This window comes from Streptomyces sp. NPDC088350 (assembly GCF_044753545.1).
Lineage (GTDB): Bacteria > Actinomycetota > Actinomycetes > Streptomycetales > Streptomycetaceae > Streptomyces.
On record NZ_JBIVNL010000009.1, the window covers coordinates 62,568 to 84,201 of the forward strand.

The following is a 21,634-nucleotide window of genomic DNA, read 5'->3' on the forward strand; positions in this document are numbered from 1 at the left end:
GCGATGCGGATTTCCGGAGGGGCCCGGAAGTCCGGGGTGTCAGCCCTTGCTCGCGGCCGTCTGCGCGGCGTCGAGGGCCGCCTGCGGGCTCTTGCCGCCCGACAGGGCGTTCTGCACGGCGGTCCACATCGGCTGCGAGATCGTCGGGTACTTGGTGCCCAGACCGCCGCTGGTGCGGCCACGCGCCGCGGCAACCGCGCTGACCCACGGCTTCAGCTCGGCGTTCTGCTTCACCTGCTCGGCCTGCACCTCGGCGGTGGGCGCCACGTACGTCAGGGTCGTGTCGGTGGCCAGCAGGTTCGTGGAGTTCGTCAGACAGGTGACGATCTTCTTGCTGACGTCGTAGCGGGAGGTGTCCTTCTGCACCGGGACGGTGACGAACTCGCCGCCCGTCGGCACCGGCGCCGAACCGCCGTTCTGCCCGGGGATGCTGATGACGCCGTAGGCGAAGCCGGCCTTGTCCGCGTTGCCGAGCTGCCAGGTGCCGTTCTCGCTGAACGCGTAGTCGCCGGTGGCGAACTCCTGCCAGCTGGTGGTCTGGGTGTTCTGCAGCACGTCCTTCGGTGCGTATCCCCCGTCGACCCACTGCTTCCACAGCGACAGCGCGGCCACGCCCTTCGCCGAGTTGAGCTTGGTCAGATCGCCGCCCGCGCCCCAGAACCACGGCAGGAACTGGAAGCTGCCCTCTTCCGTGTTGATCGCGGAGAAGGTGATGCCCTTCTTCCCCGCCGACTTGACCTTCTTCAGCGCCGCCGTGAGCGAGTTCCAGTCCTTGATGGACGCGGGGTCGACGTGGGCCGCGGTCAGGATCTTCTTGTTGTAGTAGAGCGCGAGGGTGTTGGCGCCGATCGGCACACCGTAGGAGGCGTTGTCGATGGTGCCCGCGCCGAGGATGTTCTTCTGGATCGACGACGTGTCGAGGCCGAGGTCGCTGGTCTTGTTGAGGATTCCCGCCTCCACGAGGGTGGAGACGACCGGGTTGTCGACGAGCATGACGTCGGGGGCGTTGCCCTGCTGGGCGGCGAGCAGCGCCTTGTTGCCCAGGTCCGTGGTGTCCATGCTGGTGCGCTTGACCTTCACCCCGGCGTCCGTGCCGCACTTGCTGACGAGCTTGCCCCACGCCGAGGAGGCGTCGAACTGCGGGTACGGGTCCCAGAAGTTGTACGTCCCGCCGGCCTTCCCGGAACCGGAGGCGGAGGAGTCGGAACCGCCGCCGCAGGCGGCGACAGTGGTGAGCGCGCCGACGGCGGCGATGGCGGCGAAGAGGGTGCGGCGGGTGTTTCTCACGGTGACCTCGTTGTCTTGGTGCGGCTCGTAGGAAGCGGTGGAAGGGAAGCGCGGGGGGAGGGTGAGAAGCGGGGGGAAGGCGGTGGGTGTGGAGGGCTCAGGAGGTGGGCAGCCAGACGCGCATGCTGCCGTCCTGGCGGTTGGCCCACGCGTAGTAGGGAATGGCGGTGAGCTCGACCGGCGCACCGTCCGTCTCCGGTGCCTCGCTGTCGGCGGAGGTGTACGGCCACCAGCCCGCGTCGGGGATGCTCCGGCGCCGGCCGACGGCCAGCACGGTGGTCACACCGCCCAACAGGTCGGGCCGGTGCTGTACGGCGAGCGGACCGGTGGAGTCCAGGACCATGTCGTCCAGACCGCCGCCGGGGTGGTCGATCTGCTCCAGGCAGTAGACGAGCGGCCCGCGCTCGATCGCCACGCAACCGCGCACGGCGTCCACACGGGGGTCGGCCGCGGTCAGCCGCGGCGCGAGGCCGAGTTCGAGGACGACCCGGTCGCCGGGGGCCCAGGTGCGCTCCAGCCGCAGCCAGCCGTCGGCCACGGGGGCGTCGGTCTGGTCGTACTCCGTGTCCCCGCACCGCACCCGGTACTCGGCGCACCACTGCGGGACGCGCAGCGAGAGGGTCCAGGGGCGGTCGGCCGGGGTCTCCTCGACGGTCAGGCCGATCGCGCCCTGCCACGGGTACTCGGTCTCGACGCTCACGGCGACCGAGGTGCCGTCGAGGTCGCCCGTGTAGCGGCCGGTGGTGTACTGGTGGATCTGGAGTCCGCCCGGGTCGCTGGTGGCGAGGTAGTGCTCCAGCGAGGCCAGCAGCCGCATGACGTTCGGCGGGCAGCAGGCGCAGCGGAACCAGCGGGTGCGGCGGGCCGACTGGTCGCCGCCGGGGTCGGTGTGGCCGTCGCGGACCTGGAGCGGGTTGACGTACAGCCAGCCCTCGCCGTCCAGCGACACGCCGGCCAGGAAGCCGTTGTACAGGGTGCGTTCGATCAGGTCGGAGTAGCGGGCCTCGCCGGTGAGCAGCGCCATGCGCCAGCTCCACTGGACGGACGCGATGGCCGCGCAGGTCTCGCAGTACGCGCGCTCGTTGGGGAGTTCGTACGGGTCGCCGAAGTCCTCCTCGTCGTGGTGCGCGCCGAGTCCGCCGGTGAGGTGGGTCTTGGTGGCGGTCATCGCCCGCCACAACCTCTCGCCCGCCGCCCGGAGTTCGGCGTCCCCGGTCTCGGTCGCCAGATCGGCGGCCGCCGCCAGCAGGTACAACTGCCGTACGGCGTGGCCCTCCACGTTGTCCGCCTCGCGCAGCGGCACCCGGTCCTGGCAGTACGCCTCGCCGCCCAGCAGGCCGTGGCCGAAGCGGTCGACGAAGTAGCCGGCCAGATCGAGGTAGCGGCGCTCGCCGGTCTCCCGGTACAGCTCGACCAGGGCGGTCTCGACCTCGGGATGGCCGTCGATTCCGTCGATCTCCTTGCCGCTGTCGGGAAGGCCGAACACGGAGTCGATGTGGTCGGCGAACTTGCGTGCCACATCCAGGAGTTGGGGCCGACCGGTGGCCCGGTGATGGGCGACGGCCGCCTGGATGAGATGACCGGCGCTGTACAACTCGTGACCCCAGCGCAGGTCCTTGTACCGCTCGCCGCCCTTGAGCAGCTGGAACCACGTGTTCAGGTAGCCGTCGGGCTGCTGCGCGTCGGCGACGAGGGCGACGATCCGGTCGACCTCCGACTCCAGCTCGGCGTCGGGCTGTTGGGCGAGCTGCCAGGCGGCGGCCTCCAGCCACTTGTAGACGTCCGTGTCCACGAACGGGTACGCGCCACGGAACTCGCCCTCGACCGTGCCCGCCGCCAGCCGCAGGTTGTGCAGATTTCCCGCCGACTCCAGCAGTTCGGGGCCCTGCGGGAGTGAGACACGCGCGTTCACCTCGCGGCGGGTGCTCCAGAAGCCGGCGCGCACCTCGACCGCGGCAGGCGCGAGTGCGGCCTTGGCGCCCGGTCCGAGACGAACCGGCCCGGTGGAAGTGCCTGCCTGTTCGGACGGGGCCGAGGCCGAGGAGGAAACCGCGGTGGAACGTGGGCGGGGCATGGCTCTCCGAAGAGGTAGGTGGGAAGCGAATCGGGGGCCCGACGCGCGATCGGCGTCACGGAGTCCCGCTGAATCGGACGGGCGTTGCTCCGTCTCTTTCGAACCCGCTTGGGAAAACGTTTTTCTGCCGGGAAAGGTAGAAAGGGGTGAGAGCGCGCGTCAAGAGGTACGCGCAAATATTTTCCTCGCCTGTCCGGGGCTGGCTAGCCGCCGCGAACGGTGCCAGGATGCATCTGCCGACATCATCTAGGAAAAGGGTTGCGCGTGACCGTCGTTCCAAGTCCTCCGCCCCCCGGGCGGGCGAAGCTCGCCGACGTGGCCAAACTGGCAGGTGTCAGTGTCGGGACGGCCTCGAAGGCGCTGAACGGCGGCGGGAGAATGCGCCCGGAGACCCGGCAGCGGGTCCTGAACGCCGTCGAGGAGCTCGACTTCCGGCCCAACCAGCACGCACAGAGCCTGCACACCGGCCGCAGCTGGACCGTCGGGCTGATGACGACCGACGGCATCGGCCGCTTCAGCACGCCCGTCCTCCTCGGAGCCGAGGACGCGCTCGGCGCCGGAAAGATCTCCGTACTGCTGTGCGACACCCGCGGCGACGCCATCCGCGAGCAGCACCACCTGAGCAATCTCATGGGCCGCCGGGTGGACGGCATCATCGTGACCGGCCGAAGGACCGACCCGCGCCCACCGCTGAAGGGGGTCGAGCCGATACCGACGGTCTACGCGCTCTCGCCGTCCACCGACCCGGACGACATCTCCGTCGTGTCCGACGACCGGAGCGGAGCCCATCTGGCCGTCGAGCACCTCCTGGCCACCGGCCGCACCCGGATCGCGCACATCACCGGCCCGGCCCACCACGCGGCTGCCCGCGACCGCGCCCACCACACGCTCGAACTGCTCAAGCACTCCTCGCTGGAACTCTCCACCGGCCGGGTCCACTTCGGGGAGTGGAGCGAGGCATGGGGCCGCCGCGCCGCCGAAGCGGTGCTGCGCACCGCCCCGGACACGGACGCCTTCTTCTGCGGCAACGACCAGATCGCCAGAGGCGTCGCGGACGCCCTGCGCGAGAACGGCCTGGACGTCCCCGGCAAGGTGGCGATCGTGGGCTACGACAACTGGGACGTCATGGCTCTGGCCTCCCGTCCGCCCCTCACCACGATCGACACGGACCTCTCCGAGATCGGCCGCCAGGCCGCCCTGCTGCTGCTGGACGCCATCGGCTCCAAGCCGACGCGGGGTTTGCACACCGTTCCGTGCCGTCTTGTCGTGCGCGAGTCCACCTGAGCTGGTGGGTGGGGGGCCGGTTTCTTGGGCCGGTGATGTGCGTGATCCGGGTCGGCGCGTACCCGGGGCTTCGCTTTCGACCTCCGCATGCTGATGAAGGCTGTGTCGTGACGATGCCCCCCGGGATGAGTCCCACCGACGTCCTGTACGGCTCAACACGCCGCGATGACCGCGACGCCGACCGGTCGAACCGGTAGGAGCCGACCGGCTGCCGGCGGCCACACCATCCTCTGACGCGAGACCGCGGGTGGTTCTGCCCCGTAGTGCTGTACCCGAACGATTCCCTACAGCCTTGGTTCCGGGTTGCCGTAGTAGGCGTGGGGGCCGTGTTTGCGGGTGTAGTGGCGGGCGAGGAGGTGGGGTGGTGGTGGGGCCGTGGGTGAGAGGGCGAGGGTGTTGATCGCCATGTCGGCGACGGCTTCGCAGATGATGGCGTGTTCGAGGGCTTTGCGGGGGGTGGTGCCCCAGGTGAAGGGGCCGTGGTGGGCGACGAGGGCGGCCGGGACCTCGGTTGCCCGCCGGTCGTCGCCGGCCAGGAGGTCGACGATGACTTGGCCGGTGTTGTATTCGTAGTCGTTCTTGCATTGGTCGGCGGTGAGGTCGGGGGTGCAGGGGATGGGGCCGTTGAAGGTGTCGGCGTGGGTGGTGCCCAGGACGGGTATGTCGCGGCGGGCCTGTGCGAAGGCGACGGCGTGGGTGGAGTGGGTGTGGGTGATGCCGCCGATGGTGGGGAAGGCGAGGTAGAGGCAGCGGTGGGTCTCGGTGTCGGTGGAGGGGCGCAGGTCACCGCCGACCACCTTGCCGTCGGAGAGGCGGACGGTGACCAGGTGGTCGAGGGCGAGGTCCTCGTAGGGGACGCCTGAGGGTTTGATGACGAGGACGCCTGCTTCGCGGTCGACGCCGCTGACGTTGCCCCAGGTCAGGGTGGCCAGTCCGGCCTGGGGGATGGTCAGGTTGGCGTCGAGTACCTCGTGCCGCAGGCCGTCACGGACTGGGACGGTCATCGGTGCTCTCCTTGCGGATCGATCGGGGTCACGGGTGTCACAGGGCCTGGGCGAGGCGGTGGTAGGCGGCGTTCCAGCGGATCTCCTTGGTGAACTGCCCGGTGCTGGTGGTCTCGTCGATGGTCAGCAGTTCCACGCCGGTCATGTTGGCGTAGTCGGTCAGGGTCTCGGTGTCGACGGCGGAGCTGAGGACGGTGTGGTGGGGGGCGCCGGCGAGCAGCCAGCTCTCGGCGGACTCCGCGAGCGAGGGGTGTGGCTTCCATACGGCCCTTGCCACCGGGAGGCGGTGCAGGGGCTCGCTGGGGGTGACCACGTCGACGGTGTTGGCGGTCAGCCGGAAGCGGTCGCCGAGGTCGGAGAGGCCGACGACCACGGCGGGGCCGGCTGCCGCGTCGAAGACCAGGCGCACCGGGTCCTCGCGTCCGCCGATGGACAGGGGGTGGATTTCGCAGCGGGGGCGGTCGGCCGCGATCGTGGGGCAGACTTCCAGCATGTGGGCGCCGAGGATGCGGGGGGTGCCGGGGCCGAGGTGGTAGGTGTAGTCCTCCATGAAGGAGGTGCCGCCGGGGCAGCCGGTGCCCATGACCTTCATCGTGCGCAGCAGGGCGGAGGTCTTCCAGTCGCCCTCGCCGCCGAAGCCGTACCCGTCGGCCATCAGGCGCTGCACGGCCAGACCCGGCAACTGGCGCAGCCCGCCGAGGTCCTCGAAGTTGGTGGTGAAGGCGGTGAAGCCGCCCCCGGTGAGGAAGGTGCGCAGGCCGATCTCCTGGCGGGCCGCGTAGAGGAGGGAGTCGTGGCGGATACCGCCCGGACGCAGGGCCGGCACGACGTCGTACAACTCGGTGTACTCGGCCGCGAGTTGGGCGGCCTCCTTGTCGGTGACCTGGTCGACGACGGCCACCAGGTCGTTGACGGCGTAGGTGTTGACGGAGTAGCCGAAGCGGAGCTGGGCTTCGACCTTGTCGCCTTCGGTGACGGCGACGTCGCGCATGTTGTCGCCGAAGCGGGCCAGGCGCAGGGTGCGGGAGGCGTGCCGGCCGACGGCGGCCCGGGCCCAGGCGGCGACCCGGCGGATGACGCGGGGGTCGGTGGCGTGCCCGGCGACGATCTTGCGGTCGATGTGGAGGCGGGATTCGATGTGCCCGAACTCGCGGTCGCCGTGGGCGGCTTGGTTGAGGTTCATGAAGTCCATGTCGATGCTGGGCCAGGGCAGCGACAGGTTGTACTGGGTGTGCAGGTGCAGCAGCGGCCGGTTAAGGGCGCTGAGCCCGGCGATCCACATCTTGGCCGGGGAGAAGGTGTGCATCCACACGATCACGCCGACGCAGGTGTCGGAGGTGCTGGCTTCCTGGCACAGGCGGCGGATCGCGTCCGCGTCGGTGAGGACCGGCTTCCACACGATGCGGACGGGGATCTTCCCGGGGCCGCTGAGGATCTCCGCGATACTTTGGGACTGGTCGGCGACCTGGTGCAGGATGTCGTCGCCGTACAGGCCCTGGCTGCCGGTGAGAAACCAGATCTCCTGGTCCGGATAGGGGTTGGCTTTGGTGTCCATGAGGGTTCCTTAGGGGTGCTGGGTGGGTCGGGTGCGGCCGATGGGTGTCTGCCGCTGACGCTTGGAAGGGCTGAGGTATCCGCGGCGGACAAGGACGGGCCCGCATCGGCGTACCCGGCGAACGCCGTCACCGCCGGGGCGCGGATCGGAGGGGCGTCGACACCGCCGGGGACCGAGCGGGCGAACCTGGTCCGGTGGTAGGGGGCTGATGCGTGACAGGCGGCTGTCCTCCTGCGTCCCACCGGTCACGCGGGCGGTTCGACGCGGCCATCGGGATCCCTTTCCGGGGGAGGTGACCGCCGGGCAGGGGGCGTTGCTCAGGCAGAGGCCTCGGCGCGGAGGTGGCGCAGGCGGTGCATGACCTCGTTGGCGCCGCGGCCGAAGTAGTCGTGCAGCAGCCGGTACTCGGCGAACAGCCGGTCGTAGGCGGCTGCCCGTTCGGGGTCGGGCCGGTAGACGGCCGGGCGGGCCTTGGCCATGGCCTGGGCGGCGGCCCGGATGTCGGGGTGGGCGTCGGCCGCGACGGCCGCGTGCATCGCCGCACCGAGTGCGGGACCCTGCGCCGAGTCGATGACACCGAGCGGGAGGCGGGTCACGTCGGCGTAGATCTGCATCAGCAGCGGGTTCTTCATCAGCCCGCCCGCGACGATCAGCTCACGGACCGGGACGCCGGACGTCTCGAACGCCTCGATGATCGTGCGGGTGCCGAACGCGGTGGCTTCCAGCAGAGCGCGGTAGACGTCCTCGGGGCGGGTCGACAGCGTCAGCCCGACCACGACACCGCTGAGATCGTGGTCGACCAGCACGCTGCGGTTGCCGCTGTGCCAGTCGAGGGCGACCAGCCCGTGCTCGCCCACCCGCTGCTTCGCGGCCAGCGCGGTGAGGTGCTCGTGCGGGTCACGGCCCAGCGCGGCGGCCTCCTCCGCATACGCGGCGGGGAAGGCGGTGCGCACGAACCAGCCGAAGATGTCCCCCACCCCGCTCTGCCCGGCCTCGTAACCCCACAGCCCCGGCAGGATGCCGCCCTCGACCACCCCGCACATCCCCGGCACCTCGGCCCACCGGTCGCTGCTCATCACATGACAGGTGGAAGTGCCCATGATCGCGACCATCCGGCCCGGTTCCACGGCGGTGGCCGCGGGCGCGGTCACATGCGCGTCGACGTTCCCGACACACACCGCGATGCCCTCCGGCAGACCCGTCCAGGCCGCCGCCTCCGCCGTCAACCCGCCCGCCCGGTCGCCGAGCTGGCCGATCGGCTGCTCCAGCTTGTCGGTCACGAAGTCGGCGAAGCCGGGGTTGAGCGCGGCCAGATATTCGGCGGAGGGGTAACTGCCGTCCTGGAGCTGGCCCTTGTAACCGGCCGTGCACGCGTTACGCACGTACGTACCGGACAGCCGCCAGACGATCCAGTCGGCCGCCTCCACCCACCGCTCGGTCAACCCGTACAGCTCCGGGTCCTCCTCCAGGAGCTGCAGAGCCTTGGCGAACTCCCACTCCGAAGAGATCTTCCCGCCGTACCGCTTCAGCCACGGCTCCTTACGCACCTCGGCCAACGCAGTGATCCGGTCCGCCTGAGCCTGCGCGGCATGATGACGCCACAGCTTCACGTACGCATGCGGACGGCCCGAAAACTCCGGCAGCTCACACAGGGGCGTGCCGTCGGCGAGGACCGGCAGGACCGTACAGGCGGTGAAATCCGTCCCGATACCCACCACCTGCTCGGGGCGCACACCCGAGCTGGCCAGTGCTTCGGGCACGGCGACGCGCAGGACGTCGACGTAGTCCGAGGGCACCTGAAGCGCCCAGTCCGGCGGCAACGGCGTCCCATCCGGAAGAGCCCGGTCCAGGACCGCGTGAGGGTACGGATACTCGGCGACGGCCAACTCGGCACCGTCGGCGACACGGACCACCACAGCCCGCCCCGACAACGTCCCGAAGTCGACCCCGATGACATAGGTGTCGGGACTCGTCGATTCGTCGTGTTCTGCCTGCACCGGCTGTCCTTAGCGCTCTTGAAGGTCTATGACGAATAAGTCGACGCGTTCGATATGTCGACCAGCGTTCGAAGGGGCGAACAGCAAAACCCCAACGGCGACACTCGCCACCCCCACAAGGCATGCACGTGCGACGTCGTTGAGAAAATGGTTGCCCACTTTCGCTGCGCCATCTTGGCCCGTCCAGATCTCCACGTAAACCCCCCATGCACCCTCAATCCGAGAAGGCCGCTCGACTCCATCGCACCCATCACCTCATCACCCCACTTGAGCTGCGGAAACACAAAGAAAGTGACGCACGTCACGTGAGCAGGTCCGCCCTGCGGCGCCACCGCATCCCGGACTCACCCATGAACCGAGCGGACACAGAGCTCACGACTGCGCGAGAAATCGTTTTCTCGCTTACCCACCCACATCCGGCCGTCAGCCTGCCCCGAGGTGAGGCGCCACCTCGATCAAGCGGCTCGACCCGTCGCCCGACGGCACCCGCCATCACACGCAGGTCGCAACTGACCCCCTGCGGCTTGGATGAACATCCAATATTTCCACGGTGAAGGTTCGTGGCCTTCTGTGAGGCCGCCGCTTGAACCATAGTGGCCACCGATCAACGGAACATTAATTCCGTATGGCGGAATCCGTATCGGAGGTAGCTCGTGCCGCTGTCCGCACCGTCCTTGCCACGACGCACCGCGCGTCTGCTGCGCACGTCACTGTTCGCGCAGGTCGCCTGCGCCCTGGTGCTCGGAGTCGTCGTGGGGCGACTCTGGCCCGACCTGGGGACCTCCGTCCAGCCACTGGGCGACGGCTTCGTACGGCTCATCAAGGCGGTCATCTCGCCGTTGGTGTTCTGCGTGGTGGTCACCGGCATAGCCAAGGCCGGGAATCTACGGGCATTCGGCCGTATCGGCATCAAGGCGCTGATCTGGTTCGAGGTGGCGACGACGTTCGCCCTGCTGCTCGGCCTGGTCGCGGGCAACCTCGTCCAGCCCGGTGCGGGCATGCATGTCGACCCGGCGACCCTCGACACGAACGCGGTCGACGCGAAGACCGGCGGCGCCGCGCTTCCGTCGACGAGCGAGTTCCTGCTGCACGCCCTGCCCGACAGCGCGGTCGGCGCCTTCGCCGAGAACTCGCTCCTCCAAGTCCTGGTCCTCGCCTGTCTGGTGGGCGCGGCCCTGCTTCACCTGGGGCACACCAAGGTGCCCGCGGTCCTGCCGGCCATCAACCAGGTGCAGGAGATCGTCTTCGCGATCGTCGGCTTCGTCATGAGGCTCGCGCCCCTCGCCGTCTTCGGCGCCACCGCACACCTCGTCGGGCAGTACGGCCTGGGCGTCATGTCGACCTACGGCAAGCTCATCGGCGTCAGTTACGCCGTCGCCGCGCTGTTCCTCCTGCTGCTCGCGGCGGCGCTGAAGGCGTTCACCGGGCTGAGCCTGTGGAAGTTCGTCCGCTACACCCGCGAGGAGATGCTGCTCGCCCTCGGCACCGCCTCCAGCGAGACCGTGATGCCGCGGATGATGCAGAAGCTCCGCCACGCCGGCTGCCGCGACGACGCCGTGGGCCTCGTCCTGCCCACCGGCTACTCCTTCAACCTCGACGGTGCCTCCATCTACCTCTCCGTCGCGACCCTGTTCATCGCGCAGGCGGTGGGCGTCGACCTCACCCTGGGCCAGCAGGTGACCGTCGTACTGATGCTCATGCTGACCAGCAAGGGCATGGCGGGCGTGCCGGGTTCGGCGTTTCTCGCCCTGTCCGCGACCGCCTCCGCGCTCGGCGTCATCCCGGCCGGCGCCGTCGCCCTCCTCCTGGGCGTGGACCGCATCATGGACTCGATGCGGGTGGCCACCAACCTCCTCGGCAACTGCGTGGCCGCGTTCGCGGTGTCCCGCTGGGAAGGTGCGCTGGACATCTCGCGGGCGAAGCGGGTACTGAACGGAGAATCCGCCTTCGTATCCGACCCTGACGACATGGTCGCGCCGGTCGAGGGCCTCGTTCCCCATGACCTTGCTCGCCCCGCTGGACAGACGGAGACACATCGAGTCGTCGAAGCGGAGTGAGACCCTGCCTGCCGGGATCAGCTCCCGGCAGGCACAGAAGGACCGGCGCGCCGAAGCCGGCCTTCTCCGGCTTCCCGGTCCTGCACGGCGCCGGTCCGGCGCGACATCCCGTCCCGGAGCGCACCGCTTCACCAACTCGCCCCAGCTCTCGTTGCCTTGAATCGTTGCCGTTCCTCTTGACCTGAGTTCGGCAGGCGAAATACGGTTCCGGCACTTGCAGTGGCTGAAACGATTCAACATCCGTGTCTCCGTGATCAGTTGGGGCTGAACCATGCACGAAACCCACCCGCAGCGTGGCGGTGCGACGCGTCGGTCGGTACTGGCTGCCGGTCTGACGACGGGCGTTCTCGCTGCGCTCGGTCCGGCCGCAGGCGCCGCGGCCTCCTCCGGGACCGCTCGCTCCACCGGAGCCGCGACCACGGCGAGTTGGTTCGCCCAGCCGGCCAAGGCGGTACGGCCCAGGTTCCGTTGGTGGTGGCCGGACGGGCTGGTGGACCCGGTGGAGATCGCGCGGGAGATCGACCAGATGGCCGACGCGGGATTCGGCGGCGCCGAGATCGCGGCCGTGCACCACAGCGTCACCGACACCTCCGTACTGGACACCGCCCACCACGGGTGGGGAAGCGCGGCCTGGCGCGACGGTGTGACGGCCGCGCTGCGGCAGGCCGCCCGACGCGGACTGACCATCGACCTCACCCTCGGCCCGAGTTGGCCCGTCGCCGTGCCCGGAGTCACTCCCGACGACGCCGCCGCGGTGAAGGAACTCGCCTACGGCAAGGCCGTGTTGACCGGCGGCGCGGCCTACGACGGACCGGTGCCGGCCTCCGTCTACCCGGCCGCCTCGGGCGTCACCGCACAGCAGCTCTTCGCCGTACAGGCCGCCCGCGTCAACACCGCCTACTCCAGCGGGAAGGCGACCGGCCTGGACGCCGACAGTGTCACCGACCTGACCGGCCACGTGTCGGCCGGCAAGCTGAGCTGGACCCCGCCCGACGCGGCGACCTGGGTGCTCCTGTCGTACTGGCAGCGGGGTTCGGGCCAGCAGCCCGAGGCCGGACCGCACTCCTCGCCCGCCGCGTACGTCGTCGACCACTTCAGCGCGGCCGGGACCGCGGCCGTCACCCGCTACTGGGATTCGACGATCCTGGACTCCACGCTCCGCAGACTTCTCAGATCGGCGGGCGGCACCTTCTTCGAGGACTCCGTGGAGCTGGAGACCAAGGGTCTGCAGTGGACGCCCGGCCTGCCCGCGGCCTTCCGCGAACACACCGGACGCGACCTGCTGCCGTATCTGCCGGCCGTCGTCCTCGACAAGGGCAACCAGGTCTTCGCCTTCGAGGCCCGGCTCACGCAGGAGATCCGGCACGACTTCTGGGAGACCGTCTCCGGCCTGTTCAACGAGCACCACCTCGGGGCGCTCAGGTCCTGGGCGCACGGACACGGCATGAAGCTCCGCTCCCAGCCGTACGGCCTCCAGACCGACGCCATCGCCTCGGCGGCGATTCTCGACGTCCCCGAGGGCGAGTCGCTCGGCTTCAAGAACCTCGACGACTACCGCTGCCTGGCCGGCGGACGCGACATGGCAGGCCACCGCGTCCTGTCCTGCGAGGCGGGCGCGTACGCGGGCGGCGCCTACAACACCACCTGGGACAAGTTCCTGCGCACGATGGGCGGGGCGTACGCGGCGGGCGTCAACCAGACCGTGATCCACGGCTTCTCCTACGCCACCGCGCCGGGCGTGAGTTGGCCCGGCTTCGCCGCGTTCAGCCCGTACGGCGGGGCCCCGGGATACGGCGAGTCGTGGGGGCCGAGGCATCCGACCTGGCGCCATGTGCCCGACATCGCGGGCTGTCTCGGCCGCGTCCACGAGGTGCTCCAGTCGGGCACCGCCCGTGCGGACATCGCCGTCTTCCGGCAGACCGGTTACACGGCGACCGGCATCGGGGCCTCCTGGCTGACCTCGACGGGCGTCCCGCTCGGCTGGACCCACCAGTTCCTGAGCGGACCACTGCTCGACCTGCCCACGGCCAAGGTCTCCGGCAAACGCCTCGCACCCGACGGGCCCGCCTACAAGGCCCTGTTCCTCGAAGGCGACTTCTTCTACGGCTCCAACCCCACGTTGGCCGTCGCCGACGCCCGCAGACTCCTGACGTTCGCGCGAGCCGGCCTGCCCACCGTGCTCCTCGGCGCCTTCGACCAGGCGCTCACCCCGGGTCTGCCCGACGACGGGGAGCAGGCCGAACTGCGTTCGCTGACAGCCCAGTTGCTAGTCCTGCCGAACGTCCGCCGGATCACCGACAAAACCCTCGTCGGCGCGGCCTTCGCGGAACTCGGCGTGACCTCCGACGCCGTCTACTCCGTGTCGTCGACCCTGCTGAACGCCCACCGGGTCACCGGCGACGCCGACTTCTACTACCTGTGCAACGGCAAGCACGCCGAGACCGTCAAACCCGCCGTCGCCCTCATCGACCACGACGTCACGCTGCGCGCGACCCACCGCGAGGGGTCCGGCGCGGTCCCCTACCTCCTGGACCCGTGGAGCGGGCGGGTCACCCGCCTCGCCCAATACACCCAGGACGGCGCCGCGTTCACCTTCAGGGTGACACTCCAGCCGGGCGAGACCCTCGTCGTCGCGCTGGGCGCCCCGGGGCTGTTCGGGGACCGCTGCGGCAGCCGTCCGCACGCGGTCGCCACCGACGCGGACAGCGTGCTCTTCGCGGACGCGGACGGATCACTGGCCGTACGCGCCTTTACGGCCGGTACCCGCACCACCGCCCTGTCGACGGGCCGCAAGGTCACCACGAAGATCCCCGAGGTGCCGGCCGCGGTCACCCTCGACCGGTGGACACTCACCGTCGACGACTGGCAGCCCGGCGCCACCGCGACCAGCACCGAGATCGTCACGCACACCCTCGCCCTCGATGCCCTGCTGCCGTGGTCGCAGATCCCCGAACTGGCCGACGTGGGCGGCATCGGCCACTACCGGACGACGGTCACGCTGCCGGACACCTGGCCTTCCGGCGCGGGGGCCCTGCTGCGGCTGGGCAGTGTCAGCGACACCTGCCGGGTCACCGTCAACGGGACCCGGCTCGACCCCGTCGACCGGCTCAACCCCGTGCTGGACCTCGGCGGACAACTGCGCCGTGGCACCAACACCGTCGAGGTCGAGGTGGCCACCCCGTTGTTCAACCGGCTGCGGATCAGCAACCCCACGGTGTTCAGCACGTCCGCGAGGCAGGCCTACGGTCTGGTCGGACCGGTCCAGCTCACGCCGTACGTGCAGCAGACGGTGGCCTGATCGCTCGTCCTCTCCCCCGGGCGTCCCGGTGCGGGCGTCGCCGAACGAGCTATGCGCCGTCGTTGCCGTCGCGCAGGGAACGAATCATGCTCTGCAGGATCCGGAACGCGCCCGACTGCTCGGTCTCGGTCAGGCCGGCCAGCATTCCGACCTCGACGGACCGGACCGCCACGGTCGCCTTCTCCAGGCTCCGTCGCCCGCGAGGTGTGAGCCGCGCGGGAAGAACCTTCCCGACGGGCGCCTCCGCGGGCCTGGTCACATAGCCGTCTCGTTCCAGGGCCTGGAGCAGCACGTTCATCGACTGCCGGGTCACGAACGCGCCGCGCGCGAGCTCGGAGTTCGACAAGCCCGGCCGTTGAGCCAGCAGTTCGAGGCAGGAGTAGTGCGTCACGCTCATCCCGAGTGGCCGCAGCACCTCCTCCATGGCCACGCGCAGGGCGCTCGACGCTTCTTTCAGCAGGTAGCCCAGTGATGTGTCCAGGTTGACGCCGGCACCGTTTTGACTCATGTCAGCATTCTGACATACATTGACCTGTGTCAGTAATCTGACACGAAGAGAAGGAGCATCATCATGCCCGCCACCGGCCCCGACTTCATCTCGCTCCAGGCACGCGACCTCGACGCTTCGCAGGCGTTCTACGAGCAGTACCTCGGCCTCGTCCGCTCTCAGGCCGGGCCTCCGCACGCCGTCGTCTTCGAGACGAAGCCGATCGCGTTCGCACTCCGCGACATCGTTCCCGGCACCGATCTCGCATCCGTCGCCCAGCCCGGCATCGGTGCCGCGATCTGGCTCCACGCCACCGACGTCCAGGCCATCCACGATGCCCTCGTCACCGACGGTCACACCATCGTCTCCGCACCGATCGACGGCCCCTTCGGCCGGACATTCACCTTCGCCGACCCCGACGGATACCAGATCACCCTCCACGACCGCGCCTGACAAGCCCGAACGCCACCGACGGCGCCGACCGCATGACCTCGGCTCGGAAGCGGTCGGCCAACAGGCAGCGAGTTCAAGCGTCGTCAGCAGAAGAATGCACGTCAGCCGCAATCGCGCGCGGAGTCGGCTTGCGTCCATGGCGCGTCCAGGTGTCCGGCGCAGCAAGCGGGCGCACTCGGAGTCGCTCAGCGCGCCGTGTTCGGTCGCCTTCGCGAAGGTCTGGACGAGGCTGCCGCCCCTGCCGGCGCCCTGGAGGGTGGCGCGGTAGGCCGCCTCGTGTTCCACGAAGGCCGTTGGAGGGAAGCGGCCGAACTGCCAACGGCCGGTGGGGCGGTGGGGTTCGGGCGTGCGGCTGTGTCGTCAGCCGGACCTGCCGTCGCGTTCCCCCGTCAGCCGGCCGCCTGCGCCGAGGAGACCGCAACCTGGGCCGCACGCTCGACCGCCGCGATGCCGCCCGCCATCGACGCGTTGCCGTCGGAGAGGACCGCGACAAGGTAGTGGTGTGTTCCCGAGGTGATCCATCCGACGCTGTTGATGTCCCACAGGCCGGTGGTGGTGCGTTGCAGCCAGCCGTTCTTGAGCGCCCATCCGGAATCGGAGGCCGCCGAGACGCCCCATGACTGTCCGGCGGCGATGCGGGTCATCAGCGTACGGATGTAGTTCCGGGACGTCGCGGACAGCGCGGACTCGCTCGCGGACGAGGTTGCGGACGAGGTCGTGCCGTCGGCGAACACCGCGCGCAGCAGGCTGATCTGGTCGGTCACCGTGGTGCGCGTGAGTCCCCACTTGCCGCCGGTCCCGCCCACTGTCGAGGACAGGCCCAGGCGCTTGTTCACCGCTTCCAGGCCGGGCGCCTGGCCGATCCGCTGCCAGAGCGCGGTCGCCGCGTCGTTGTCACTGTGCTCGATCATCGTCTCGGCCAGCGTGCGCTCCTGCTGGGTGAGGCCACGTCCGGCGTCCTGCGCCTGGAGGAGCAGCGCGGCGAGGATGTCGACCTTGATGATGCTGGCCGTGTCGTAGGGGACGTCCTTCCCGCGCACCTGCGGACCCCGGGTGGGGTGGTCCAGGTCCAGCACGGCGGTCGTCACGCGCGCCTCGCTCGTCACCGTCGCCTTCTCGGTGCCGGCCGCGGAGCGATCCGACGCCCCGGTGACGGCTGCCGCGGCCGGAACCACCGAGCCGACCGAGAACAGGGTGGCCACGGAGCCGGTGAGGAGCACCGCGCAGAGACCGGCACGCCTGCCGCGTCGGCCGGGTGTGCGCGCACTCCGCGTGGTCGGTCGGGGATTCGGGCGGTACGGCATGGGGCCTCGGCTGTTCGGGGGCGGGGGCAGAGACCTGCGAACGTAGACGAGGCGGCGGTTCCACGGCGTGACCTATGCCACGAAAACGCCCCAACCGTGTGATTTGTGAGGATACGCACAGCTCCCCGACTGCCCGGGCTCGACCTGCGCCTACCGGCGGAGTCAGGCGTACAGCCTCACGGAATACGTGGACGTGAGGTCCGTCCAAAGACCCCCCGCGCAGTTATTGGCGTCGATATCCCATGCCACACTTCCCGTTCCGTTGTATCCCGTGAATCCCTCGACCCCTGCGCCGCCTGTTTGGCAATTGAGTACCGTGTAGTCGCCGATGAGATTGTGGACGTTGTACGTCCCGTATCGGTAGAGGTTGTAGACCTTCGGGTGATGGGGACTGTCATCCCAAATGTCACCCTTGTAGATGCAGACATAGCCTGAACTACAGGAGGCGGTCTGTATGCCACGGGGCATTTGCGGTACGCCGAGAAGTGGGGACGCGGCGGTCGCGAGGACCGGTGACGCAGACGCGGCCGTGGATGCGGCAACGACCGAGGGCACGGCCAGGCCCAGACAGGCGAGTGGCACGACGAACACACGACGCATGGGGATCTCCTGACGAGATGGAGAGGATGGGGTAAGGGGGTGAAGGCGCGCGCGGATCGGCCGAGGCGCAGCCGGATATTTGCCGGGCTGTCGTCACCGGCAATGCGGTACGTGCGGCTGCCATTGGGAGGGCGACCCGGTCGTCACGTACCAGTCGTTGATGAACCCGCTGTCGCTGTCGGAATCGAGCGCGAACCAGTAGTGGTCGCCGTGGCCGTCCGCGTCGCCGTCTCCGGTGGTCCAGCAGGCCAGCATCATGGTGTTTCCGTTGTAGTAGCGGTGCCCGGTCGTGCCCGAGGAGTAGGACGGCCCGTTGTGGGAGGCCAGGTAGGACCCGGACGCGATACCGGTCACGGACGCGCACCACACCGTTTGCCCGTCGTGGTCACAGGCCCAGCCCGCGGCCGACGCCGGCGAGGCGGCTGTGCCCACCGCGACTCCGGCCAGGACGAATGCGCCGGCTGCCGCAGCGGCGCGACGGCGCCATGGTCCGGCCTTGCGGATGTGACTCTTCATGGTGGTTCCCCCGATGTGACACCAGTTCGAGCGGGCGGCTGGGTGGTCGATTCCTTGGTTCAACGTAGGAGCCGCCCAGGAGCAACTGCCAACATTTCGAAGACGGTCGAAAGGTTGGCGGACCGTGGGACTTCCTCTGAGCGCAGGGCCACCTCACGCACGGGGCCATGGCTCGGCGACCAGGTGGCTCGTTGAACTGCGCAGGACGGGGCTGGGGCAGGCGAGTTGGTGGTGGCGGAGTACCAGGTCACCGGGCTGTCGCCGGGTGGTGGCGCTGAACTCGCCACGTAGGCAGGGCTATTGGGGCACGAACAACATCCGGCACGCCGGACGGCTCGGCTGCGAAGGCGGCCTGCAGGAGCCGGGGCCGGGCCCACGTTCGTCTTCGTCTACCGGCTGCCGGCCTCGCAGGTGAGACTGCGTCGCGGCAACCCGGATCCCCATCCTGCCGGTCACCTCCCTCACGGAGGGCACCTGCGCCCACGGCGGCGACGGACACCCCTTGACCGCGACCGCGACCGGCCCGGCATCCTGCGTCCGGGGCGACCGGGCCAACGGCATGACCGACGTCCGGGCCGTCTCCGCGAAGGCCCGCAACAGCGCCGGCGACTGGGTGGTCGACCTCACCCTCACCCCTGCCGACCGGCCCCGTCTCGCCGACCTCACCAGCACCCTCGCTACGGCCGCTTCGCCATCGCCGGCGGCCTCACCAGCGAAGCCGCCCATGCCCTGGCCCTCCGCCTGGGAAACCACAGATGAGTCGGACGACCTGGTCGCGGGCGCATGGGTCGTGCCCCACGCGGACCAGCACGCGAACGGACCGGAACAATGAACTGCCGTACGCAGCGCGGTGCATCCGTCAGCCCGTGCCCGGACGAAGAGGTTGCAGAGGAGGCCGCCGTCGACCCGGACGGTTCGGGCTTTCCCGCTCCGTCCACCAGGCCGTGTCCCGCGAAAGGCACAGTCACCCCGTTGCGGTGATGATCGGACGACGAGGCAACGGCGTCGGAGCAAGCGTGTGGAGGCACGATCGTGAGCACGGAGGAACCGCGGAACGCGCCGGGCACCGCGGAGGAACGCGGTGGCCGCGAGCCCGAGCAGCTGCACTGCCTTGTCACCGGAGCGTCCGGATACATCGGCGGACGCCTGGTACCGGAGCTGCTGGAGGCCGGTCACCGGGTCCGGTGTCTGGCGCGGTCCCCGGGCACACTCCGTGACCACCCCTGGGCCGGCGACGTCGAGACGGTTCGCGGGGACGTCACGGACCCGGAGTCGGTCGCGGCGGCCCTGCGCGGCATCGGCGTCGCGTACTACCTGGTGCACGCTCTCGGGTCCGGGCCCGACTTCGAGGACACCGACCGCCGCGCCGCGCACGTCTTCGCCGAGCAGGCGCGGGCCGCCGGTGTACGGCGGATCGTCTATCTCGGCGGACTCACCCCGGAGGGCGTGCCCGAAAGGTCTCTCTCCCCCCACCTGCGGTCCCGGGCCGAGGTCGGACGGATCTTCCTGGAGTCGCCGGTGCCCGCCACCGTACTGCGGGCAGCGGTCGTCATCGGCTCCGGATCGGCCTCCTTCGAGATGCTGCGCTACCTCACGGAGCGACTGCCGGTGATGGTCACCCCGAGCTGGGTGCACACCCGCACACAGCCCATCGGGGTGCGCGACGTGCTGCGCTACCTCGTCGGCTCCGCGACCATGCCGGACGACGTCAACCGGACGTTCGACGTCGGCGGACCGGACGTCCTCACCTACCGCGAGATGATGCGCCACTACGCCCTCGTCGCCGGACTGCGCCGACGGCTCGTCGTGCCCGTTCCGGTCCTGACGCCGAGGCTGTCCAGCCACTGGGTCGGTCTCGTCACGCCCGTGCCCGCCTCCATCGCCCGACCGCTCACGGAGTCGCTGCGCCACGAGGTCGTCTGCCGCGAGCACGACATCGCCCACTACCTGCCCGACCTGCCGGGCCGGCCGCTGCCCTTCGACGAGGCGCTCGCCCTGGCGCTGCGGCGGGTACGAGAGGCCCAGGTGGGCACCCGCTGGTCGTCGGCCTCCGTACCGGGCGCGCCCAGTGACCCACTGCCCGCGGACCCGGACTGGGCGGGCGGCAGCCTCTACGAGGACGAGCGGCACCTGTCGGTCGACGCGTCGAGGCAGGCACTGTGGAAGGTGATCGAGGGCATCGGCGGCGACAACGGCTGGTACTCCTTCCCGCTGGCCTGGGCGGTCCGGGGATGGCTGGACCGGTTCGTCGGCGGAGTCGGCCTGCGCCGCGGCCGGCGCGACGCCCAACACCTTCGGGTCGGCGACTCCCTGGACTTCTGGCGGGTCGAGGAGATCGAGCCCGGACAGCTGCTGCGGCTGCGGGCGGAGATGCGGCTGCCGGGCCTGGCCTGGCTGGAGATGTACGCGGAGACAGAAGCCGACGGCCGCACCCGTTACCGTCAGCGCGCCCTGTTCCACCCCCGCGGTCTGCTGGGCCACGTCTACTGGTGGTCCGTCTCCCCCTTCCACGCGGTCGTCTTCGGCGGCATGGCCCGCAACATCACCCGGGCCGCGGCCAAGGGCACCGACGGGCGACGCAGGCGGGCCCGTCTCCCCTCCCCCACTGGAGGCCACCGCGGCGAACCGAGATCCGAGCCGTAGGGCACGCGTCCCCGCCCCAGAGGCAGACGGGACCGGCCCGAAGCAGCGCGTACTGCGGGACGGCATCCGCGGCGAACCGGATCGGTGGCGTCAGACCATGTCGTCCACGGGCCGCAACTCATCGGCGTAGGACACCGAGGTACGACGCAGGATCCCGTTGCGAGCGACCGTGTACTGCCCCATCCGCCACAGCGGCGGCGAGTAGGCGTGGATCGACACGCTGCCTGCGTCGCGTCCGGTGAGCCGGTGGATGTGGTCCGGGCCGAAGCAGAAGACCTGACCGGCCGGAACCTCGGTCGCCAGGCTCGGCACACCGACGGCGAGGTTGTGTTCGACGAGTGCGCCCTCGGCCACCGCCACCGCGCCGGACGAAATATCGTGATCGTGCCAGCCCGTGTCGTTCCGCGGCGTCCAGCACAGCACCCAGACATCGACGTGGGCATCCCGGTACAGCGAGACATAGTGCCGCTTGTCGTCGTCGAAGGCGACGTGCTCACGCCAGCTGTCGGGGTCCGCGGCCACCGACGAGGCCAGCTCCAGCAGCTCCCGCTTGTCCAGGTCGCGTCCCGGGAGCGCGTCAAGGGTGACGGCCGCCCGCACCCGGTGCCACGGCTCGGCATCGCGGGCGGCGGCGGTGCCGAGGTCGGGTGAGGGAAGCGGTGCGGTCACGGTCGTACTCCTTCGAGCAGGTGACATGGATTGCTGACGCGTACGGCGTGCTCCGCCGCCGCGCCGAGTTCGGGGTCGACCGGGGTGGCGTAGGGCCGGTCGCCCGCCGCAGACCGGGGTCCAGGCGGGCCCGTCGCAGCGGGTCGTGGTCCTCCGGCCCTGCCTCGAGGGGCGGTTCACCGGCCAGGTGCAGTGTCCAGCCGTCGAGGCGGGACGGGCGTGTGCGGAACCTCAACCGCTCGACGAGGGCCTCCGGCCAGAGGTGTTGGTGAATGTCGGTCGCGCCGCGTTCGCACATGCCGTCTCTTTGGTTAAGCGCTTCAGTGATGCGCTCCAGTGAAGCGCTTAAGCTGAGCCGGTGTCAATGTGCGCCGAGAGGCCGCTCGGCTCTGGACCACGTGTGCGG

15 protein-coding genes and 1 pseudogene are annotated in these 21,634 nt (G+C 70.0%); 6 read left to right on the top strand and 10 right to left on the bottom strand.

The genetic code is table 11. From position 1 onward, the window contains the following. Nucleotides 1-39: 39 nt before the first annotated feature. Together ACIQBL_RS30565 and ACIQBL_RS30570 are read right to left on the bottom strand one after the other, a co-directional pair. Nucleotides 40-1,287, bottom strand: coding sequence for an extracellular solute-binding protein (locus ACIQBL_RS30565; RefSeq protein ID WP_401947026.1), 1,248 nt, complete (start codon nucleotides 1,285-1,287; stop codon nucleotides 40-42). A 97-nt stretch (nucleotides 1,288-1,384) separates the two neighbouring features. Then, nucleotides 1,385-3,361 (bottom strand): glycoside hydrolase family 127 protein, encoded by a 1,977-nt coding sequence (locus ACIQBL_RS30570; protein ID WP_401947029.1) that lies wholly within the window; start codon nucleotides 3,359-3,361, stop codon nucleotides 1,385-1,387. Between the two features lie 264 nt (nucleotides 3,362-3,625). On the opposite strand from ACIQBL_RS30570, the gene ACIQBL_RS30575 reads away from it, so the two are divergent. Further along, entirely contained in the window at nucleotides 3,626-4,645 is a 1,020-nt protein-coding gene (locus tag ACIQBL_RS30575) for a LacI family DNA-binding transcriptional regulator (protein ID WP_401947032.1), read from the top strand. A gap of 284 nt (nucleotides 4,646-4,929) precedes the next feature. Here the strand turns inward: ACIQBL_RS30575 and araD are convergent, their stop codons facing one another. The 3 genes from araD to araB form a co-directional block, all read right to left on the bottom strand. After that, on the bottom strand, nucleotides 4,930-5,649 hold the full coding sequence (gene araD, locus ACIQBL_RS30580) for an L-ribulose-5-phosphate 4-epimerase AraD (RefSeq protein ID WP_401947035.1): 720 nt from the start codon (nucleotides 5,647-5,649) through the stop codon (nucleotides 4,930-4,932). Between the two features lie 37 nt (nucleotides 5,650-5,686). Next, complete coding sequence (gene araA / locus ACIQBL_RS30585; RefSeq protein ID WP_401947037.1) at nucleotides 5,687-7,204, bottom strand: L-arabinose isomerase; 1,518 nt, start codon at nucleotides 7,202-7,204, stop codon at nucleotides 5,687-5,689. Nucleotides 7,205-7,521: 317 nt separating this feature from the next. After that, complete coding sequence (araB, locus tag ACIQBL_RS30590) at nucleotides 7,522-9,201, bottom strand: ribulokinase (protein WP_401947040.1); 1,680 nt, start codon at nucleotides 9,199-9,201, stop codon at nucleotides 7,522-7,524. A 653-nt stretch (nucleotides 9,202-9,854) separates the two neighbouring features. On the opposite strand from araB, the gene ACIQBL_RS30595 reads away from it, so the two are divergent. Both ACIQBL_RS30595 and ACIQBL_RS30600 read left to right on the top strand, forming a co-directional pair. Continuing rightward, complete coding sequence (locus ACIQBL_RS30595; RefSeq protein ID WP_401947043.1) at nucleotides 9,855-11,258, top strand: cation:dicarboxylate symporter family transporter; 1,404 nt, start codon at nucleotides 9,855-9,857, stop codon at nucleotides 11,256-11,258. A gap of 271 nt (nucleotides 11,259-11,529) precedes the next feature. Further along, a complete protein-coding gene (locus tag ACIQBL_RS30600; RefSeq protein ID WP_401947046.1) occupies nucleotides 11,530-14,556 on the top strand; it encodes a glycosyl hydrolase in 3,027 nt (1,008 codons plus the stop codon). A 49-nt stretch (nucleotides 14,557-14,605) separates the two neighbouring features. On the opposite strand, the gene ACIQBL_RS30605 is transcribed toward ACIQBL_RS30600, so the two are convergent. Further along, nucleotides 14,606-15,064 (bottom strand): MarR family winged helix-turn-helix transcriptional regulator, encoded by a 459-nt coding sequence (locus ACIQBL_RS30605; protein ID WP_401947049.1) that lies wholly within the window; start codon nucleotides 15,062-15,064, stop codon nucleotides 14,606-14,608. A 63-nt stretch (nucleotides 15,065-15,127) separates the two neighbouring features. Here ACIQBL_RS30605 and ACIQBL_RS30610 point away from each other — a divergent pair, with 63 nt between their 5' ends. Continuing rightward, nucleotides 15,128-15,496, top strand: a complete 369-nt coding sequence (locus tag ACIQBL_RS30610; protein WP_401947051.1) for a VOC family protein — start codon at nucleotides 15,128-15,130, stop codon at nucleotides 15,494-15,496. Between the two features lie 103 nt (nucleotides 15,497-15,599). On the opposite strand, the pseudogene ACIQBL_RS30615 reads toward ACIQBL_RS30610, so the two are convergent. The 3 genes and pseudogenes from ACIQBL_RS30615 to ACIQBL_RS30625 all read right to left on the bottom strand — a co-directional run. After that, nucleotides 15,600-15,793: pseudogene (locus ACIQBL_RS30615) on the bottom strand (hypothetical protein); the annotation flags it as partial. A 92-nt stretch (nucleotides 15,794-15,885) separates the two neighbouring features. After that, nucleotides 15,886-16,800, bottom strand: coding sequence for a serine hydrolase (locus ACIQBL_RS30620; RefSeq protein WP_401947054.1), 915 nt, complete (start codon nucleotides 16,798-16,800; stop codon nucleotides 15,886-15,888). A 693-nt stretch (nucleotides 16,801-17,493) separates the two neighbouring features. After that, entirely contained in the window at nucleotides 17,494-17,916 is a 423-nt protein-coding gene (locus tag ACIQBL_RS30625; RefSeq protein ID WP_401947056.1) for a hypothetical protein, read from the bottom strand. A 502-nt stretch (nucleotides 17,917-18,418) separates the two neighbouring features. Between ACIQBL_RS30625 and ACIQBL_RS30630 the strand changes: the two genes are divergently transcribed. Together ACIQBL_RS30630 and ACIQBL_RS30635 are read left to right on the top strand one after the other, a co-directional pair. Next, complete coding sequence (locus tag ACIQBL_RS30630; RefSeq protein WP_401947059.1) at nucleotides 18,419-18,748, top strand: hypothetical protein; 330 nt, start codon at nucleotides 18,419-18,421, stop codon at nucleotides 18,746-18,748. Nucleotides 18,749-19,017: 269 nt separating this feature from the next. Continuing rightward, nucleotides 19,018-20,559 (top strand): SDR family oxidoreductase, encoded by a 1,542-nt coding sequence (locus ACIQBL_RS30635; protein ID WP_401947869.1) that lies wholly within the window; start codon nucleotides 19,018-19,020, stop codon nucleotides 20,557-20,559. A 90-nt stretch (nucleotides 20,560-20,649) separates the two neighbouring features. Here the strand turns inward: ACIQBL_RS30635 and ACIQBL_RS30640 are convergent, their stop codons facing one another. Next, nucleotides 20,650-21,228 carry a cysteine dioxygenase gene (locus tag ACIQBL_RS30640; RefSeq protein ID WP_401947061.1) on the bottom strand — a complete coding sequence of 193 codons (579 nt, stop codon included), beginning with the start codon at nucleotides 21,226-21,228 and terminating at the stop codon, nucleotides 20,650-20,652. Nucleotides 21,229-21,634 lie beyond the last annotated feature (406 nt).

Bases quoted from the DNA above. Each gene is read 5' to 3' on its own strand.
- ACIQBL_RS30570 (WP_401947029.1), bottom strand. From the start codon at position 3,361: ATGCCCCGCCCACGTTCCACCGCGGTTTCCTCCTCGGCCTCGGCCCCG.
- araD (WP_401947035.1), bottom strand. From the start codon at position 5,649: ATGACCGTCCCAGTCCGTGACGGCCTGCGGCACGAGGTACTCGACGCC.
- araA (WP_401947037.1), bottom strand. From the start codon at position 7,204: ATGGACACCAAAGCCAACCCCTATCCGGACCAGGAGATCTGGTTTCTC.
- ACIQBL_RS30600 (WP_401947046.1), top strand. From the start codon at position 11,530: ATGCACGAAACCCACCCGCAGCGTGGCGGTGCGACGCGTCGGTCGGTA.
- ACIQBL_RS30605 (WP_401947049.1), bottom strand. From the start codon at position 15,064: ATGAGTCAAAACGGTGCCGGCGTCAACCTGGACACATCACTGGGCTAC.
- ACIQBL_RS30610 (WP_401947051.1), top strand. From the start codon at position 15,128: ATGCCCGCCACCGGCCCCGACTTCATCTCGCTCCAGGCACGCGACCTC.
- ACIQBL_RS30620 (WP_401947054.1), bottom strand. From the start codon at position 16,800: ATGCCGTACCGCCCGAATCCCCGACCGACCACGCGGAGTGCGCGCACA.
- ACIQBL_RS30625 (WP_401947056.1), bottom strand. From the start codon at position 17,916: ATGAAGAGTCACATCCGCAAGGCCGGACCATGGCGCCGTCGCGCCGCT.